General features: G+C 41.1%; 20 protein-coding genes. 9 read left to right on the forward strand and 11 right to left on the reverse strand.

Annotation, left to right across the window (positions count from 1 at the left end; translation table 11 throughout):
- Positions 1-26: 26 nt before the first annotated feature.
- The 3 genes from AC5WOE_RS02790 to AC5WOE_RS02800 form a co-directional block, all read right to left on the reverse strand.
- Positions 27-1496, reverse strand: a complete 1470-nt coding sequence (locus AC5WOE_RS02790; protein ID WP_496048470.1) for an MATE family efflux transporter — start codon at positions 1494-1496, stop codon at positions 27-29.
- A 177-nt stretch (positions 1497-1673) separates the two neighbouring features.
- Positions 1674-1982 (reverse strand): spore coat protein GerQ, encoded by a 309-nt coding sequence (locus AC5WOE_RS02795; protein WP_496051868.1) that lies wholly within the window; start codon positions 1980-1982, stop codon positions 1674-1676.
- Positions 1983-2008: 26 nt separating this feature from the next.
- Entirely contained in the window at positions 2009-2431 is a 423-nt protein-coding gene (locus AC5WOE_RS02800) for a cell wall hydrolase (protein ID WP_496048472.1), read from the reverse strand.
- Positions 2432-2674: 243 nt separating this feature from the next.
- Between AC5WOE_RS02800 and AC5WOE_RS02805 the strand changes: the two genes are divergently transcribed.
- The 4 genes from AC5WOE_RS02805 (at position 2675) to AC5WOE_RS02820 (ending at position 6367) form a co-directional block, all read left to right on the forward strand.
- Entirely contained in the window at positions 2675-3895 is a 1221-nt protein-coding gene (locus tag AC5WOE_RS02805) for a DNA polymerase IV (protein ID WP_496051869.1), read from the forward strand.
- Positions 3892-4227 carry a YolD-like family protein gene (locus tag AC5WOE_RS02810; protein WP_496048474.1) on the forward strand — a complete coding sequence of 112 codons (336 nt, stop codon included), beginning with the start codon at positions 3892-3894 and terminating at the stop codon, positions 4225-4227. The genes AC5WOE_RS02805 and AC5WOE_RS02810 overlap by 4 nt, the downstream gene beginning before the upstream one ends.
- A gap of 373 nt (positions 4228-4600) precedes the next feature.
- Positions 4601-5764 carry a cytochrome P450 gene (locus AC5WOE_RS02815; RefSeq protein WP_496051870.1) on the forward strand — a complete coding sequence of 388 codons (1164 nt, stop codon included), beginning with the start codon at positions 4601-4603 and terminating at the stop codon, positions 5762-5764.
- A 165-nt stretch (positions 5765-5929) separates the two neighbouring features.
- Positions 5930-6367 (forward strand): hypothetical protein, encoded by a 438-nt coding sequence (locus AC5WOE_RS02820; protein WP_496048476.1) that lies wholly within the window; start codon positions 5930-5932, stop codon positions 6365-6367.
- 58 nt (positions 6368-6425) lie between these two features.
- Here the strand turns inward: AC5WOE_RS02820 and AC5WOE_RS02825 are convergent, their stop codons facing one another.
- The 3 genes from AC5WOE_RS02825 to AC5WOE_RS02835 all read right to left on the reverse strand — a co-directional run bounded on the left by AC5WOE_RS02825 (position 6426) and on the right by AC5WOE_RS02835 (position 9138).
- Complete coding sequence (locus tag AC5WOE_RS02825) at positions 6426-7385, reverse strand: bile acid:sodium symporter family protein (protein ID WP_496048477.1); 960 nt, start codon at positions 7383-7385, stop codon at positions 6426-6428.
- Between the two features lie 259 nt (positions 7386-7644).
- On the reverse strand, positions 7645-8766 hold the full coding sequence (locus tag AC5WOE_RS02830) for an MGDG synthase family glycosyltransferase (RefSeq protein WP_496048478.1): 1122 nt from the start codon (positions 8764-8766) through the stop codon (positions 7645-7647).
- A gap of 90 nt (positions 8767-8856) precedes the next feature.
- On the reverse strand, positions 8857-9138 hold the full coding sequence (locus AC5WOE_RS02835; protein ID WP_496048479.1) for a small, acid-soluble spore protein, alpha/beta type: 282 nt from the start codon (positions 9136-9138) through the stop codon (positions 8857-8859).
- 142 nt (positions 9139-9280) lie between these two features.
- Here AC5WOE_RS02835 and AC5WOE_RS02840 point away from each other — a divergent pair, with 142 nt between their 5' ends.
- Both AC5WOE_RS02840 and AC5WOE_RS02845 read left to right on the forward strand, forming a co-directional pair.
- Positions 9281-9895: a hypothetical protein gene (locus AC5WOE_RS02840; protein ID WP_496051871.1), complete on the forward strand. Its 615-nt coding sequence runs from the start codon at positions 9281-9283 to the stop codon at positions 9893-9895.
- Positions 9896-10288: 393 nt separating this feature from the next.
- Entirely contained in the window at positions 10289-10696 is a 408-nt protein-coding gene (locus AC5WOE_RS02845) for a hypothetical protein (RefSeq protein ID WP_496048481.1), read from the forward strand.
- A gap of 247 nt (positions 10697-10943) precedes the next feature.
- On the opposite strand, the gene AC5WOE_RS02850 is transcribed toward AC5WOE_RS02845, so the two are convergent.
- Positions 10944-11747: an HAD family hydrolase gene (locus tag AC5WOE_RS02850; RefSeq protein ID WP_496051872.1), complete on the reverse strand. Its 804-nt coding sequence runs from the start codon at positions 11745-11747 to the stop codon at positions 10944-10946.
- A gap of 351 nt (positions 11748-12098) precedes the next feature.
- Between AC5WOE_RS02850 and abc-f the strand changes: the two genes are divergently transcribed.
- The 3 genes from abc-f (at position 12099) to AC5WOE_RS02865 (ending at position 15205) form a co-directional block, all read left to right on the forward strand.
- Positions 12099-13661, forward strand: a complete 1563-nt coding sequence (gene abc-f / locus AC5WOE_RS02855; protein ID WP_496051873.1) for a ribosomal protection-like ABC-F family protein — start codon at positions 12099-12101, stop codon at positions 13659-13661.
- 15 nt (positions 13662-13676) lie between these two features.
- A complete protein-coding gene (locus AC5WOE_RS02860) occupies positions 13677-14564 on the forward strand; it encodes a Vgb family protein (protein ID WP_496048484.1) in 888 nt (295 codons plus the stop codon).
- Positions 14565-14659: 95 nt separating this feature from the next.
- A complete protein-coding gene (locus tag AC5WOE_RS02865; protein ID WP_496048485.1) occupies positions 14660-15205 on the forward strand; it encodes a hypothetical protein in 546 nt (181 codons plus the stop codon).
- A 432-nt stretch (positions 15206-15637) separates the two neighbouring features.
- Here AC5WOE_RS02865 and AC5WOE_RS02870 read toward each other — a convergent pair whose 3' ends face one another.
- The 4 genes from AC5WOE_RS02870 to AC5WOE_RS02885 form a co-directional block, all read right to left on the reverse strand.
- Positions 15638-16102: an SRPBCC family protein gene (locus tag AC5WOE_RS02870; protein ID WP_496048487.1), complete on the reverse strand. Its 465-nt coding sequence runs from the start codon at positions 16100-16102 to the stop codon at positions 15638-15640.
- A gap of 142 nt (positions 16103-16244) precedes the next feature.
- Positions 16245-17018 (reverse strand): cell wall hydrolase, encoded by a 774-nt coding sequence (locus tag AC5WOE_RS02875; RefSeq protein ID WP_496051874.1) that lies wholly within the window; start codon positions 17016-17018, stop codon positions 16245-16247.
- Positions 17019-17179: 161 nt separating this feature from the next.
- A complete protein-coding gene (locus AC5WOE_RS02880; protein WP_496048489.1) occupies positions 17180-17788 on the reverse strand; it encodes a superoxide dismutase in 609 nt (202 codons plus the stop codon).
- 72 nt (positions 17789-17860) lie between these two features.
- Positions 17861-18982 carry an HAD family hydrolase gene (locus AC5WOE_RS02885; RefSeq protein ID WP_496048490.1) on the reverse strand — a complete coding sequence of 374 codons (1122 nt, stop codon included), beginning with the start codon at positions 18980-18982 and terminating at the stop codon, positions 17861-17863.
- Between the last annotated feature and the right edge of the window lie 181 nt (positions 18983-19163).

The raw sequence follows: 19163 nt of genomic DNA on the forward strand, positions 1-19163 counted from the left end.
AAAGAGCCTCCTAGGAAGGCCCTTTTTTATGCAAACAAACTTCCATGCTGTTTTTGTTTCCAAACATATCGGTAATACACATATAACACAATGAGCATGATCGTGTCTGAGATCGGATACGAGAGCCAGATACCAAGTAGTCCCAATGGACCTGATAAGACAGCTGCTATTGGTACCATGATCAGCCAGATACAACCGATGACAATGATCGTCGGTACGACCACGTTTCCTGTTCCTCGCATGACACTTGACAAAATCATCGCATTTCCCATAATCATCATCGCCCATAACACTGCGAACAGCACATCATCAGCCATCTCAATCGTAGAGGGATCACTTAGAAACCAACTCAGAATAGGACTACTAAACAAGTAGACAAGCCCAATCAAAACAATTCCGATCAAATAATTGAGCCCAAGCGAATGACGCAACAAAGCCTGCAATCGATGACTCGCCCCTGCACCGACAAACTGAGCTGAAAACACCCCTGCGGCCATTCCTAAACTCAGCATCGGCATCTGAACGAAGTTCAGTACTTGGATCACTGCTCCATAAGCTGCTGTCGCCTGTTCCCCGTGCTGATTAACTAAAAATACTACAGCTACTTCCGATAAAGAGATAGCGATCATCTGCACACTGGATGGGATACCAATTTTAATTAACAACTTTAAAATGGTAAGGTCTAGTTTCCAATTTCGGAAGAAATCTCGATCTAGTGCTAACACATGTTTTTTCCATTTTAAATAGAAAAGGAGTGCTACAAAAGAGAGCAAGGTCGCTAAAACATTGGCAATTGCTGCTCCCGTAAGACCCATCCGAGGCAGTCCAACCCAACCAAACGTAAGGACAGGAGTCATGACGATATTTAATATCGTACTTATCAGCAAAAAGACAAAAGGTGTTTTGGCATCTCCTGTTCCCCGTAAAATAGTAGTATAACTTACATAAATAAAGATGAGGGGAAGACTGGCAAAAATAATCTTGCCAAATTCAGAGGCTTCTGGCTGAATACTTGGAGCAGCCCCAATAATTTGCAAAATATCATCAATAAAAAAGACTCCAATAAATGCCATTACAATCCCTAGTAAAAATGAAAACTTAATTGTGGTATCTACTGTTTTCGTCAGCTCTTTTAATTTCCCAGCTCCATACGCCTGTCCTATTAACACGAGACTACCTGAACCGAGACCAATCACTAAGGAAATAAGGAAGAAGCTTACAGGCATGATCGTACTGACCGCAGCCAAGGAAGTCTCTCCCAAACCCTGACCTATGATCATCGTACTTACAACCCCACCTAGCGATTGGAGTATATTGCTAAGCATCAATGGTATAAGAAAAACGATGATAGGCTTCCACATCGATTTTTTAGGATCTAATAAGTCAGGGTGAATGTTTTGGTTTGTTTCTGTAGAATTTTCTACTTCTGTTGGTTCCATTGGAATAGGTGCTTCTATTACCCCTACAGAAGCAGTGGATTTTGTATTTTCTTCCATTGTTATCACACCCTTTGAAACTGTATAAAATTTTTGTAAAGTAAGATTCGAAGTATACAGATTAAGATAGCATGTTATTCCCTCTTCTCTGCTCAAAAAAAGGAGCCATAGCGGCTCTTTTTCCCATCAGCTTATATTACCTATAATTTGCTTTTTTTACAAGATCATTTGTAAATTTTATTTCCCTGCTAAATTTGCTCGATTATTAAATTCGACATAATCTATATTGATATTGAGCAGCAAATTATCTTTTCCCGTCGCCTGATCTGTTACCAAAATAAAATCACGTCCAACTTGACGCAGAACACCATTCACCACCCGATTGTTCCGTTCTGTATTCTTTTCATACGTCAAATAGACCGTAACATTCTTCCCTACATTTTTAGCCAGCAAATCTTCTGAGTATTTCCTTTCTGTTCGTTGCGCTAAACTTGGTTCTTGCGGCTGATTTGCCAAATATGCACCATATGGATCATACCAATACATCACATAACCTCCTCCACTTTCCGCTTTTAATACACATCGGGACAATCTGCTGGTGTAGGGATAAAGAAACAATGAGCTTTGAATCTTCCGCTATTTGATTGACCAAACCACTTAGCTGGACAATTTCCAGGCGGTTTAAAAAACCAAAGGGCATTTGACGCTGGATCAACTCGTGTTCCATCGATGACCCGCTGTGCCAGACGAACATCGCGATCTCTGGCCCGCTGATAAAAATATCCTTTTAATGTCGATTCAAACCCGCCAGGTCTCTGAAATACCATTTTGGTAATGGTATTGATGTCTTTAAAGTCCAAGCATCTGACTTTGACTCGATTTACTCCCACATTACCGACGAGCAGCATACCTGTATTTCCATCTTCTTCTGCTTCTGCCCGCATCAATCGAGCCAAAAGCTGTACCTCTTCTGGCTTATACCTTATCACGGCCACGATGTCATCACCTCTTAGCAAAACTTATGCAAATAAATATTTTTTTATCCCTGTTTCCGTTCATTAATAGTTATCCTTGCATCATTTCCATCCAGACAAAAAAGTGCCATTTTGCTAAAGACAGAATACACAAAAGCCCTTTTAGGAATAAATTTATCTGGAAACATTTGTAGCCTACTAAGCGAACTCCTATTTGCATATAATAGATATCACAATCATATGTTCCCGGAAGAAGTGTTCGCAATGATATTACTCGTCGATATCCAATCCTTCTATGCGAGTGTTGAAAAAGCCCGCAACCCAGAGCTAAAACACCGTCCTGTCGTCGTTTCTGGTGACCCAAATCGTAGAAACGGTGTTATCCTTGCCGCTTGTCCTATAGCTAAATCCTATGGAATCAAAAACGCGGAAACATTGTGGGAAGCGATGCAAGCATGTCCAGAAGTAGTAGTAGTGCGCCCGCGAATGGAACTATATCTTAATATATCTCTACAGATCACTACTATCTTAGAACGCTTTACCGATTTGGTAGAGCCCTACTCGATTGATGAACAATTTCTCGATGTCACTGGCAGTGAGCGATTATTTGGCGACTGTGACACCATCAGCAGTAAAATTCAACAAGCGATTTTAGCAGAAACAGGAGTTTACGCTAGAGTAGGCATTGGACCTAACAAAGTTTTAAGTAAAATGGCTTGTGATAATTTTGCTAAAAAAAATAAACGAGGCATTTTTAGCCTTGATGAAACCAATATAAGAGAAAAACTATGGCCGCTATCCGTAAGCGATTGTTTTGGTGTTGGCAGAAGAATGACTAGAAATCTTCAGCGAATTGGCATCACTACCATTGGTGAACTAGCACAATATCCATTGGAAAAACTGCAAAAGCATTGGGGAATAAATGGGCATGTGTTATGGATGACCGCCAATGGAATCGATTTATCCCCTGTGACTCGATCTTCCTTTCAAAAACAAAAAGCGATTGGACATCATATGACTTTACCGCGTGATTATCGTACAACAGAAGAAATCGAAGTAATCCTCTTGGAACTGTGTGAAGAAGTGTGTCGACGAGTTCGGAGACACCATTTAGCTGGAATGACACTTCATGTGGGTTGTAGAGGTGCTGATTTTGATTGCCCTACTGGATTTTCAAGACAGCAAAACTTAGGATATGCTCAAAATGAAACGATGCCGATTTTCAAGGCAGCCAAACAGCTTTTCCATCAATATTGGGATGGAGCTCCTATTCGATCCTTAGGCATCAGCCTCGGTGGGTTGTCTGCCGATTCCCCGATACAGCTAGATCTATTTGCGGATCGCAATAAGCAGCGAGCACTTGGAAAGGCAGTCGATGAAATCAAACAACGTTATGGCAGTACAACTATACTTCATGCCGTTTCTCTCACTTCTGCGGGTCAAGCAGTAGAGCGAGCGAAGAAAATCGGAGGTCATTACCGATGAGCGAACTGGATCGAAAAAATCTCCTATGGGAAGGAAGTCGTATGTTTCTTCCTGAACATCGAAAGGCACTGCTTGAACAGCGAAAATCAGCAACGAAAATAACGCCGCCGGTTTTAGATGAACAACAATGGGAAATGATCACTTACCTTATCCAAGAAGCTTTAGAATATGAACAACCTATACTAGCTACCTATGCAACAACTTATGAGATCACTGATTTCTGCGGCTTTATCGATAAAATAGATACCGAAAAAAAATATATCCAACTCAGCAATGGGAGTCAGATAGAAAAAATCCCTTTTCATCTGCTAGTAGATGTCACTTGGCCTTGATGAGGAAACAGAAATGAATCCCCTGATAGGCCATACATACGGAGAAAAAAGTATACACCCTCGTATCCCATCCTCTTTTTCAACATCACTGAAGATAGTTCTCCCGTCCGAAGAAAATTTATTATATTTTCCGGAAAATACCTGCCATCTTATGATAAAAGCCAAAGCGTTTCCTATCTACAGCCCTGTAATTCTTCTTTTCATATGCATATTCACCTAGTTTCGCCTTCATTTATCGGAAGATATCCAATTAAAAATATCCTATTATTTGAAAAACATTTATTGTTTAAAATGAAATTAACTGTTTATTTTAATCAGAAAATTTAGTACGATAGTAATATTACCTTTATAACATCTTAGAGGAGGATTTCTCTTGACACAAGTAGGCGCAGAACTTTTTGCTTGGCTCAAGGACAGCCGTCAAAACAATCCTGTTTATTATGACAAAGATTATCCATTGTGGTTTGGTTCAATAGGGACATGGCATGTATTTCGAAATGAAGATGTAAGATATGTATTTAACAATTATCAGATTTTCTCTTCGGAGTATATGCCAGCACAACAAGGCAATTACTTAGATAAAGCAATGTCTTCCAATGACCCGCCTTTCCATAGAAAACTACGCCTATTAGTCTCTCAAGCATTTACTCCCAAAGCGATGACAGATTTACAACCTTGGATTGAAGAATATGTAGATCAATTGTTGGATGAAGTGATTACCGATTCCGGGGAAATAGAATTTGTCCGTGATATCGCTGTTCCGATTCCGATGCAGGTAATTGCAAAAATGCTAGGGGTTCCAACAAAAGATCACCCTCAATTTAAAGAGTGGAGTTTTAAAATTGTCAAACAGCCTACCACCGCAGAGGAAGGCAAAGAATTTATTGAAGCACAGCAAGGAATGGGAGAATACTTCCGAAGAGTAATTGCAGAACGCTCCAAAAATCCAGAAAATGACATCATTTCACATTTGCTGCAAGTGGAACTCGATGGTCAAAAACTAACCGAAGATGAACTATTAGGATTTTGTGTGGTACTGTTATTGGCTGGTAATGAAACAACAACTAACTGGCTCAGCAGCACCATCTTGACGCTAGCAGAAAATCCTGATATTCAAGAACGTATAACCAAAAACCCTGAAGATGTCAGCTTGCTGCTGGAAGAAGTATTGCGCCTAAAATCTCCTGCACAATATCAAACCCGTAAAGCCAAACAAGATGTGGTACTAGCTGGACAAACCATCAAAAAGGGAGATTTAGTCGCCGCTTGGCAAGCATCAGCCAATCGTGATGAAAGTGTTTTTCCAAATGCTGATCAAGTTGATCTCGATCGGAAAAATATGGATCATGTCGCGTTTGGTCATGGAATTCATTTTTGCCTAGGAGCACCACTTGCCCGCATAGAAGCTGGTGTTACCATCAAAAAATTGTTACAGCGAATTAAAAATATCCGCCTGCAAACCGAAGATATCCAATTAAATCAAAGCACCGTTACCTTTTCCATTAAAGAATTGCCGATCCGCTTTGATAAAGTTTAACGATAAACAAAAGTCCACTATCCTATTTTAAGAGATGGTGGACTTTCTTGTATTTTTGATTCATTTTGTAAATTTTTCTATTTATAAAATATAGATTTTTTTCATAAAAAGATAGTATTATTAGCGATAAGAAGGAAAAACATAAGACTGGGAGGATAATTAAAAATGGCATTCATCACGGATCATTTCAACAAGAAAATGTTATTTTTTGCGATGGCGATATTGTCCTTGTTTGTTTTCTTTTTCTCCACCAATAATGCATACGCTTCTTATTATCAGATTTTAGATACATCTTATAGAATGTCTGCGTATACCTCTACCTTTACTTACTATAGCGGTGGACTAGGAGTAAAAGTTTGGTGTAAAAATAGTTCTGGTAATACCCAAACAATGGAGCTGCAACGATACATTGAGCCAAAATATTATTCAGGGGTAGAAAAAACAGTTTATTGTGGAAAAAACTCCTACACGTATAATTATTTTTATTATCCAAATGCAGTCAGCGGTGGAAGATACAGCCTCTACTTCTGGAACAATGGTTACAACGGAGGTACCACTGTAGCCAGCTTATCGAATATTACCGTACAAATAAATCCAAACTAATCAAATCCCCGCTCACATGAGTGGGGATTCTTTTATGGAAAGAAATGAAGTTATCTGCTTATTTATTCCCAGTATGCTCTTGCACTTGTTCCTTTTTATCCTTCATTCGACTAAACAAAGAAGCGAGGATCGAACCAGAAATATTATGCCAAACGCTAAAGATAGCACTTGGGACAGCAGCTAGCGGTGAGAAGTTCGCTGTGGCAATCGCTACTCCCAGTCCAGAATTTTGCATGCCGACTTCCATCGCTACTGCCTTTTGCTTGGCTAAGTCCATGCCAAATAGACGAGAGAGGAAAAAACCAAGCAAAAAACCCAGTACATTATGCAAGATAACAACAGCAAAAATAAGTAGACCTGTGGTGGCGATCTTTGCCTGACTACCAGCTACTACTCCTGCTACAATCATGACGATAGCGATGGTGGAAACAAGAGGCAGTGCTTTAACACTCGCTTTTGCTTGCTTACCAAAAAATTTCTTGATGATAAATCCAAGAGCTAAAGGAATAATTACAACTTGAACAATCGAAAGTATTAAAGAAGCCATATTGATAGCTACCCATTTGCTCGCTAAAACCAAAATAAGCAGTGGTGTTACAAGAGGTGCCAAAATGGTAGAAACCGATGCAATCGACACAGCAAGGGCAACATCCCCTCTTGCTAGAAACACCATCACATTTGATGCTGTTCCACTTGGACAACAACCTACCAAAATAACACCTACTGCAATTTCAGGTGGTAGATTTAATCCCCATGCCAATAAAAAAGCCAATCCCGGCATGATAATATAGTGGCAGATAACACCGATCGCTACATCTTTTGGCCGGCGAAATACTTCTTTAAAATCATCTCCAGATAAAGTGAGCCCCATTCCAAACATAACAATTCCTAATAGAGGAACAACATATCCCCCAATCCATTTGAACTGATCCGGTAAAACATAGGCGATAATGGCGAAAAGAATAACCCATAATGTAAAAGTTTTTCCTGCAAAAGAACTGATTTTTTCGATAACCAATCGTAAAACCTCCTAAATCCCTATATGATCAACCTTATCTTAAAAATTATTATGTAAATATCATGATCGAAGGAAAATTAAATTTTTACAAAAAAGAAAAAACAATCAATGACAAGTATTCCTTTTACTTTGAATGAAAACCATGTGAATTTCAACATCATTTTATCAAAAGGAAATAATTGGTCCAAGCTTTCCTTTTGTAATCCAACGTAAAAAACCCGAATTTCTAAAAACTCGGGTTTTTATCTTTTATGAAGGATTAGACGAATGCTTTTGATCTTCCGACCTCCAAAGTAGCTTGTACAATACGTTCAGCAGAATCAGGAGAGATGAGAGGATAAAATCTTTCCTCCATGTTTTCCTGATATATCCGTGAGCGGAAAAATTTTTCGATTTGTAGACAAACCGTATCAGGCCGTGTTTTAAATGCTACACGATGATGAACCAAATACTGTTGATTTGCTTCTTCTTGTCCAGGAAATGCTTCAAATAACAACATTGGAAGCTTTTTCGCTAACGCTTCTGTGATCGTTACTCCACCTGGTTTTGTAACGAGCAGATCCGCTGCTGTCATAAATAACTCCATATCAGGTCGAAACTTTTCTAATCGTATATGAGAGTGATAACCTTTTCTCTCTAAGCGTTCATAAAGCGATTGATTGGCACCAGTTAAAATAACAAATTGCATAAGGGTCAATTTATCTAATACATCTACAACTTGCTCCAAAGGTCCTAATCCCAGACCTCCGCCCATTACCAAAATAACGGGGTCATTTGCTGGTAAAGATAAGCGAGATCGTGCTTGTCCCTTGCCGATCTCTTCATAATACTTCGATTCAATCGGCAATCCGGTCTCTATGACGGTGACACCAGAACGCCAACGCAGACGATCAATTATATTTCGTTTTAACATTCTTTTCGGTACACACAGTAAATCCGGCAATTCAACTAACCACATAGGATGAAGTTCATAATCAGTCACTACGCCAACCGTAGGAACCTTTTCCCATTCTGTTGGCAGCAGCAATAGTGAAAAAGGATGAGTAGTAATAATTTTTGTTGGTTGGAACTGCTCCAGACGCGCTAATATTTTCGAACGTATCGTTAGACCAACTTTCTCTACCAACTCTTTGGATACAAACCGAACCAATTTAAATTGATACGTCCAATCGTATAAGAGATGATAAAGAGATGGAAATTTGACAAGCATACCTTGATAACCTGATTGCAGCAGGGGGTGAAAGGTCTTTGGAATCAATTGCAAAAGGTCTATCGTATCCGTCGTTATCCCCGGCTGGTGATGAAACTGTTTTTCCAATGCCTTAGCTGCGGCATTATGTCCTGTACCAAAGCCAAGGGATAGTAGCAAGACACGCTCCATATTTTTGATTCCTCCCTTGAAACCATACTACCCCCATTATACTGATTTTTGGAAAGAAGAACTGGTTTTAAAAAAAAATTAAGATTGTCTTTACCTATTATTTTTTTGGAGGGATTTCAGCGACATCGCTACAAGTTCTTTTACCAGCCGTCCACCCATTGCTCCTCCAACTTTCCCTGCATCTTCTGATCGCAAATCACGATTACTTCCAGGCTTTAAAGGGACCCCTAATTCTTTGGCGAGTTCTAGTTTTGCCTCTTCTTTACTTGTAAAAGATCGACCTAAGTCTTCACTGATTAATTTCGTCTGTAACTGATCCAACTGATTTCTAGAATCGGCAACTAAAGGCCTTCGCTTTCTTCGACGAGACATTTCGATACACCTCCTTATGATAGTCTGTGAAAAGGAAAAGGAAAACATACTATTTCCTTCTTTGCACTATTTGTATAATGGAGATAAACAACCGTCCAACATCTGCTGAAAAGCAGTTCACGCTGAAAGGTGAACCAGCACGATGCTTGAAGCGTTAAGGCGTAAGTTCGACTCTCAAATAGAAAAGAGGGTCGAAGAGGAGTCTTTCCCCTCGATCAAGCGGTGGACTTTCTACGGACTCATCCCGATGAGCATCGCCTTTATGGGGATAATGATGCTCGACTTGACCCCTTGGATCATGGGAATCACATGGATCATCATGATCCCCATAGCCATGGGCAAAGGTGTAAACCGGCTCTCGTACCTGAGGCAGCTCAGCATCGCCTTCGGTGCTGGGTTACTGGTGAGCATCTACCTCAGTGGATGGATGGTATACCTGTCGATCGCAGCCGTGTACCTGATCGGTGGTGTGAAGCTAGGTGAGATGCTGGGCAAGCTCAACCATGTACTGAAGTACACGGGCGCACTTGTCCTACTGCTCCCAATGCTCCTTGTCATCGCATGGCAAACCAGCACCATCGAGTACTGGCTGATCATCCTTGGGATGCTTCTCATCGGTCTCGATGTGATCTACTTGATACTGCTCAACATCCTCGATGTGATCCTCGCGGAAATGATCATCGACCTCAACGTGATCATCGCAGCCATCGTCACGTTGGTTCGTCAGCGTAAGTCATCCAAGGGCGACAAGGGCTGATCGGTAAAACACCCACTAGTTGGACAGGGCCGGTCTCTATCTGTGAAAACAGACGGAGATCGGCCGCCGCTAAATTCTAACCTTCCTATAGATGCAAAAAACAAGATTCTCTATTGGAGTCTTGTTTTTCGTTTTTCTATATAAATTTTAAGACTTCTCTCTTCCTTTTGGGATCATGTATTCAAAAGCATCCTCAGAAAGAGCAACAACTTCTCTTACAATATGCACCAGTGATTTTTTGTACAATGTAGAAAAAATGACCTATTTCTAATAATGGCAGAAAGAATTTTCCTTTAAATTTAATTTTTTTAAATAAAATCAATGTCAAAAGAAAAAGATTCTGATATGATAAAAGCAGCAAGTGTACGTACCGTCCGTTCCATGGAGGAACCAATGCAGGAAGATCAGCAGGAGATGCAGGCCAAGTTCCGGGCGAGGCTCAAGTGGCTGAAGGAGCGTGCCCTCGCGTTCGTGACCTGGGGGAAGCCCTACCTCGAAGCGGTGGAGGACACCTTCGGTCTCATCGCGGGGCCGATCGTGATGACGATCTTCACGGCGCTCATGATCTACGCGGTCGTCACCGCCATGTACTTCGTGCAGTTCCTGATCATCAGCGTGCTGGTCGCCGGTTGGATCTACTCGTTCGTCCGCTACTTCAACAAGAAGGCGGAGGCAGCGGCCGAGGCAAGGCGCATCGCCGACGCGAAGGCGGCGCGTGAGGCCAACAGGCCGATGGGCCACACCGGTGGCACGTACGACGGCAGCACCGCCGGCGCCAACAACCCGTATCACCGGCAGTAACACGGGCGGCGGCACGGCTCTCCCCTACATCTGTAAGGGGGGAGCCGTGCCCCAGCAAATTCTAACTTTTCTATAGATGTAAAAACAAGGAAGGTTATCCTTGTTTTTTATTTTGTCTTCCATTTTATTTTTAAATATCATATGCACGTTAGAAAATATGTTTAGGGTCTGATCTTATAAAAGACCAGACCCTTCCCATCAGCGAATCATACCAACTGTCTGGCTCACCTTTTTCTTCTTCTCTTTTTTACGAAGCCAGACTCGCATTATGCTCCAGTACCAAGTCGACTGCTTCGCTGACAGAAGAGACTTCACGCTTTGCCGCTTTTCGAACGTGTGGTTTGGCGCCCCTCATCACGTAGCTAAGAGAAACCTCACCGAACATGGGGATATCATTTGCTGAATCCCCAATACCAGCTGACTCTGAACAGGGATCGATCCCAAGATGCTTTGCCAGACGATGGATGCCATTTCCCTTATGAATACCAGTTGGCATCACATCCAAATAGGACGACCCCGAGATAAAGGTATCAATCTTGCCACGGAATTTGTCAAGCATCTCTTCCTGCAAATCAAGCAAGTCCTTTTCCTTACCAAGAAAACAAAACTTGCTCGGTTGCACATTTACCCCAATTCGCTGCTCAACAGCGATATCGCACACTAGACCCTTGGGAATCATATGCTCTGGATAACCGAAGCTGTCCTCTGCCTCTGTCGTGATCATTTCCTGAGCTGTACCAATAAAACAGTGCGCTTTAGATGCCTGACCGATTCGAAAAATCTGCTTTGCCAAATCGGCAGCGAAGTATTCTTCAAAAATGCAGTCTGTACCGTTTACATAGACATAGGCACCATTCTGACAGATACGATGGAAAACACCCGGAACAGTGCTCACGACCAAATCCACTTCGTACTCATTGCGACCAGAAGCATAAGCAACTTGAATACCTGCCTGCTGGAGCTTTTGAATGGCATTCAAATTATCCGAGTCGATCAGGTTATCTTTGTTCAGAAGAGTACCGTCCAAATCGGTAACAAACAGACGAATCATGTATTTTTCCTCTCAGCTATGATGTTTGGAGAGTCGCCATTGTAAGTTCGACCACTTAATCTCATCTTAATTCATAGCAAAGCAGATGAAAAGAAGCTATTCTTCAAAAACACTTGCATAAATAAAAACATTATGATAAAGTTCCTTTGATTGTAATTTGAAAGGGTGAACCAAAAGCCAATGATCTACTAATCCTATCTCTAAAAGACATTTCAATATGAAATTTTTGTCTGGATAGGATTGGTATAGGCTTTTTTATACAATAAAACCGTATGCTCTCGTACATTGGGAGTATACGATCTTTTGTTACGCCTAAACCTCTATCCAGAAAATATGGATGGGGGTTTTTTTATGATAGTGATAGAAGCAAATCATATAAAGAAAGCAATCGGAGAACGACTCCTTTTTTCGATTGATCAACTTCGGATTGGCAAAGGAGATCGAATTGGATTGATCGGGCAAAATGGAACAGGGAAAACGACTTTATTAAATATATTGATGGGAACAGAGTCGTCCGATGAAGGCGAAATCCATAATCATGCAAAGATCAGTCTCATCCCTCAAATACAGAAAAACTTGACCAATCAAAGTGGTGGAGAAAAGACAAATGCTGCCATTCAAGCTGCATTTGCTGAATCACCTGACATTTTGTTTGCCGATGAACCAACGAGTAATTTAGATATAGAAAACGTCCGACAACTTGAACAGAAATTGCTGCGCTTCAAAGGTGCAATGGTCATCATTTCCCATGATCGAACTTTTCTCGATACCATTTGCAATAAAATATGGGAAGTCGAAAACCAAACCGTCACCTTTTTTTCTGGCAACTATCAAATGTACACTACTTGGAAAGAACAGCAAAGAAAAAGGGAAGCCATCGAATACGAGCAATATCAAAAAAAGAAAAAACAACTGGAACACGCCATTTTGCTCAAAAAACAAAAAGCAGAAAAAATGATCAAACCACCTTCTAAGCGAATGGGTACCTCCGAATCCAAATTATGGAAAATGCAAAAAGGAACCAAACAAAAAGGCGTTCATCAGTCGATCGAAGCACTCGAAACCCGGATCAGTAAATTGGAAAAGGTAGAAAAACCAAAAGATTTGCCTGTTGTCAAAATGAATGTGGCAAGTGAATCCACTTTACTGAACAAAACCATAATCCAAGCCAAAGATATTACCGCTTCAATCACTGGAAAAGTTCTCTGGGAAAAGGCTTCATTCTCCATTCAAACTGGATCGAAAACAGCCATTATCGGTGCAAATGGCAGCGGAAAGACGACCTTGATCAAACGACTGCAAGCAAAATCTGATGATATTCACATCAGCTTAGGGGTAAAGTTTGGATACTTCAGCCAACACATCGATATTTTAGATGAATCAAAGTCTATATTAGAAAATGTACAAACTACGGCGATCCAACCTCCTAAAGTGATCCGAACGGTGTTAGCACGTCTTCTCTTTCGTGGTGACGATGTATTCAAATCCGTTGGAGTACTTAGTGGTGGGGAAAAAGTGAAAGTAGCATTCGCTAAAATATTTTTGAGCGATATCAATGTGTTATTAATGGACGAACCTACTAACTTTCTAGATATGGAGAGCATTCAATCTTTAGAACACCTCTTAACCCATTATGAAGGAACGGTTATTTTTGTCTCACACGATCGACAATTTATCCAAAACGTTGCAACAGACATAGTAGAAATCAAAAAGCAAACTATCCATGCATATGCTGGCTCCTATCAAGAGCTTCAACAACAACAGCAAATACCTGCGAAAAAGGAAGAAAAACGTCTGTTGATCGAGACCAAAATAACCGAAGTGTTGAGTCTTCTAAGTGTTGCACCTACATCAGAATTAGAACAACAATTTACTGCCCTTATCAAGCAAAGAAACGAATTAAAACAACAATAGAGGAGTGGACAACATATGCAGATACTTGTTCAAGAAACACCGTTACCTTCTACTTTTGCCGCACCTTATGGACTGACAATCGGAAAAAATGGTGATGTTTGGTTTACTGCAAACAAAGGAAACCTAATTGGACGAATAGATAAAAATGAACAAGTAGAAGAATTCACTATTCCTACTGAAAACGCCGGTTTAATGATTATCACAGCTACATCGAATGGAGAAATTTGGTTTAGTGAGAATGGAGCCAATCAGTTAGGGAAAATCGGAACAAATGGACAGATTACACAATACCCTCTCCCTACAGCAAACGCAGGACCATATGGGATTGCGGAAGGTTTACATGGAGACATCTGGTTCACAGAGTTGCTGGCTAATAAAATTGGAAAAATCACTGCAAATGGACAAATCAGTGAGTTCGAAATCCCAACTCCTAACGCTTATCCTTCCTTTTTGACACTTGGATCAGATGGAGCAGTTTGGTTCACCGAAAATGCTGGAAACAAAATTGGACGAATTACTTCAAATGGAGACATAACAGAATACCCTCTGCCAACCGCTCAAGCTGGTCCTGTGGGCATTACATTAGGAACCGACGAGGCCATTTGGTTTGTGGAAATCAACGGAAATAGAATCGGGAGAATTACAGTAGATGGAAAAATAACAGAGTTTCCGCTTCCTACCGCAAATGCACGTCCTCATGCTATTACTGCTGGTTTGCAGGGAGATTTGTGGTTTACGGAATGGGGTAGCAACAAAATAGGACGGATTACATTAAATGGAGAGATTACCGAATACCTCATCCCTACTATTAACGCAGAACCACATGGTATTGCAGTTGCACAGGACGGTAGTGTTTGGTTTGCAGAAGAGTGTAATCAAATTGGAAGGATTACTATTATTTGAAACAAAATCTCCTTTCTGTTCCCTGATATAGGGAAACTACGGTACAATAATATACAGAAACATCAACCTGTCCGAATTCATGAAAGAGAGTTGCCGTGAACTCCACGAGCCGCAGCCGTAAGATCGCCAAGCTCCAGATCAACTACTACCTGCTCAACTTTGGGATCAAGGAGCTCTGGAGGACTCGATTTCTCGCTCGGCTCATCTACAGCCTGATCGCGCTGGGAATCGTCCTCTGTCTGGCCCCCATCCTGACTCCTGTGAGCCTGGTGAACGCCTGCTCCCTCGTGGGCGCCGGTCTGATGATCTTCCTCTTCTGGGAGGGTCTGAACGGGCTCGGTCACATGATCAAGAAGCTCGTGGAGAAGTACGACCGCGATGAACACATCCGCGTGATCCTGTTCGCGATCCTGCTCATCGTCTTCGAGGTGTACATCCTCTGGAACTTCCCGCTCGCCAGCATCTCGTTCGCGCTGCTGGTGACGCTCATGGTGATGCCCCGGGTCAAGAAGCTCATCGGCCGTCGGATCGAGACTCGTGTGGGTCAGCAGTCTGGTGCTGTCTTCGCCTGGATCGTCGGCGTGGTTCTTGTCACCGAGCTGATCTGGCTCGGCACCCTCTACTCCATCTACCCCCACTGAGCGGGGAACAGTTCGGACAGACTGGCCTCCATCCCCTGAGATGAGAGGCCGCCTGAAAACTAATCACCTTCCCATAAAGAAACAAGCAGACCTTATAATCTGCTTGTTTCTAATTTAATAAACATATGAATCAAAAAGCATAGAAGGATGTACTTTAGCTTTTATCCCTAGTGTCGGAGAGAAAGCACCCTTGATCGTGTGACGACCATAGGATGTGGTAGTTATGGTGATCAAGGGTGCACTTGATTATAGTGGGAATTTTGCACATGATGGCGCTAAAGCCTCAATCAAAAAACGCCTAGGAATCAAAGAAAGAATCCTACTTCAACTGGAGAGACAACCATGGATGAGTAGTCAATAACTTCACGAACAACTTAACATTGACCTCAAATTTATTACAGAGCATCTCCACCAGCTAGAACTAGGGGACGCTCATTTTTTATGATCATATTTTTCAGCCATCTCTTTGATATATTGATTTCTAATCAACAAAAACTTCCGCATATACTTCTTTAAAAATAATCGATCTGCTGCCTTCCCTAGTAGCCCTAAAGGAGATGTAAAATCAAAAGAATCGATCATCTTTGTCCCCTTTTCATGCTCCACAAAATGATGTTCATGCCGAAACCCTTTAAACGGCCCCTGCACCATTTCATCGACAAAAAAATGTGGGGGTTCAAACGCTGTAATTTTGGAAGTCAATCGCCACTTGATCCCAAAATGAATCGCTTCCCATGTTACAGTTTCGTTTAAATCAATAAGTCCACTTGTTACCCCTGCTACTGCCCTTTCTTTCGTTTGAGCTGTTGATTGCATATGTATATCGATACTTCGTGATAGATCAAAGCATTTTGAAGGCGGTGCATCAATCATTGTTTCCAATCGAATAACAGGCACTACCTATCACTCCCATGTTTTGATGCTCTAATAAGCATTCTCTTTAGCAGGTCACACAATTAAAAAGATCCATATTGAAATCCAAACTTTACAAAAAAAGTATACCAAAAAAAGCAGATCCAAAGGGATCTGCTCCTGCCATCTATTTAAAAAACACATGTCGGCCGATTTTTACACTATCATGCTTCTTCGCTTCTTGTATCATCCAGCCGGAAGTTGCAATTTGAGGGTTATAGTAGAAAATCGCCCCATGAGTTGGATCATAGCCCTCAAGCGCCTCACGAGCTGCCCGGTATGCTTCTTTACTCGGTTTTAGATTGAATTGACCATCACTGACAGCTGTAAACGCTTTCGGCTGGAAAATAACTCCTCTAATGCTGTGCGGGAATCCTTTTTCTTCTGTACGGTTCAAAATAACCGCTGCTACTGCTACTTTTCCTTTAAATTTTTCTCCACGAGCTTCACTATGAACAGCTTTTGCCAATAGTCTTACTTCTGCTTCTGTCGCATGGACAGCAGGATATTTTTTTACATGAGATTTTTTCGGTTTTTTCGCTTTTGCTTTTACTTTGATCACTTTCGGTTTTTCAAGCTTTGCAGTTACTTTCACTGGGGCTGGTTTGACAGTTGTTAACTGATGAAGTTTTTCACTTGTCTTCTGATCCAATGTCCCATTGATCGGTAAATCATAATTCGCTTGAAATTGTGCAAATGTATTACGTGTATATGCATCATATTGACTGCTGACAGTCTGTTTATACAGTCCTAATTTTTGTAAGCGTTGTTGAGCATCTTTTATTTTTATACTCTGTTTTGTTTGCTGATGAATCGTAGAAGACGCCAAGCGTGGCGATTGTTCATGTACGAAAATAAAACTAAATAACGATGATAAAACTAATACATATTTGGTAAGCATTAAATGATGTCCTCCTCTTTCTTGTTTGGGACAATGGGATTCGGAACACTTGTCCCATTATACGGACATCACCATACACAAACTACCGGCAAAGCTTTCCATCCAGCAATTGGATTTGACAAATAAAAAAACAGCCAACTTAATGGCTGTTTTTTAGAAACTTATTTTGCTGCTTGATAGCGTTTATTTACTTCATCCCAGTTCACTACATTCCAAAATGCACCGATGTAGTCAGGGCGTTTGTTTTGGTAGTTGAGGTAGTATGCATGCTCCCAAACATCCAAGCCAAGGACTGGAGTTGCACCATCGGTAAGCGGGCTGTCTTGGTTTGCAGTAGAAGTAACTTCCAATTTACCATTTTTCACAACAAGCCAAGCCCAACCACTGCCAAAACGTTTAACAGCTGCATCTGCAAATTTTGCTTTCAATTCATCGAAGCTGCCGAAGGTGTCATCAATTGCCTTAGCAATTTCACCAGTTGGTGCTCCGCCGCCATTTGAGCTGAGGATTTGCCAGAAGAAACTGTGGTTCGCATGTCCACCACCGTTGTTACGAACAGCAGTGCGAATACCTTCTGGTAATTTATCTAAGTTAGCAACTAATTCTTCAATGGATTGATCTGCAACATCTTGCCCTTCCAAAGCTGCATTCAAGTTATTTACGTATGTAGCATGGTGACGGTCATGATGGATTTCCATTGTCAGTGCATCAATATGTGGTTCCAAAGCGTTAAAAGCATATGGAAGTGCTGGCAATTCATATTTAGGCATACTAAAATCCCTCCAAAAAGTAAGTTGCTGTTTATTCTTCTCTTCTATTATGCGAAAAAAATCTTCTTTTAGTCAAGCTGTTATGATCGTTCTCAGTTGCATTACATCATCTAAAATGTACTCTGCACCCAATTCTTCAAATTTTCCTCGTGCAGCCTGCCCTGTCAAGCCTGTCAGCGTCGCCGCAAAGTGACATCCAATCGACTGTGCTGCGAGAAAATCTGCGACAGAATCTCCAACTACTAATAGCTTTTCCCCATCTTTAATCGGAAGTGACAGCCCCAGTGCCTTTTGATCTGCTGCTCGCTCTCCAAGATATCCTAACAAATAGGTAAAAGGATGAGGCTTGCCAAGCGGTGCTTCATCTGGATACTTTTCCTCTGCTGAAACAACATCAGATGCGGTCACAATGCGATTGGCATCAAAATTCGCCAACAATCCCATTTCTCGTAACGGTACTTCCATTTCCAAATAAGGTCGACCTGTTCCAATTCCAAGTGTGATCCCTTGCTTCGTAAGATCGGAAAATAATTGTTGTAATTCTTCAATTGGGGCCAATGGAATTTCTTGATATAAAAATCCTTGTTTTCCTTTCGTTCTAGCATACCCTTCTTCTTCTTGGAATAATTTTTCCCCAAAGTACCACTCCTGATAAACAGAACGTCCAAGTTCCCACAGGGAGCTCACACGAGAGAAATAATCAACCTCGACACCAAATTGTTTTTGTACATATTGATTGAAGTAGACCAGTAACTCATCCCGATTAAGTTTCCCTTTGGATTCATCAAATATAGCAGAGAAAAAAGTAAAATCAGGCCTAATTTCACGGGATTGTTTTTTTAAGGCTAATAAAGATTCTTCCGTAATTGGTTTTGCAATCCAGTCTCGCACAAAAGTTGGATCAATTTTATCCAGCAGCAGCATCAATTGCGTGCTAAAAACAAGGTATACCATATCCCAATTGGCATTTATTCCCCGATCTTTCATCCAATCTAATATCTTATCTTCTTGGAATACTTCTTTTCGAATATATCTGATCTGCTCTTCAGCAGGAGTCGTCGTAAATTTCCCTTCTGTCAGCTCTAGAAAATGGGGTCCATATAACAATTCCCACACAGCTAAAGCAGAAGCATCGAAACAGCGCTCCTCACTCAATAAAACCCCATCTACATCAAATAAAATCATGTGATACATCAAATTCCCTCTCCTTTTAAAACCCCTAATTCCTTTATCTTAAATGAGTCTCCCTAGAGAGTAAAGCAAACTTCGCTGCCATCTTTTCGCAAAGATACAAAATCATGAAAAGAACAAAAAAGTTAGTACATTTTTAACAATTTCCTTATCCAAATAGATAGACAATTCGATATGATGGAAA

It is taken from the genome of Shimazuella sp. NTD248, from assembly GCF_059510395.1.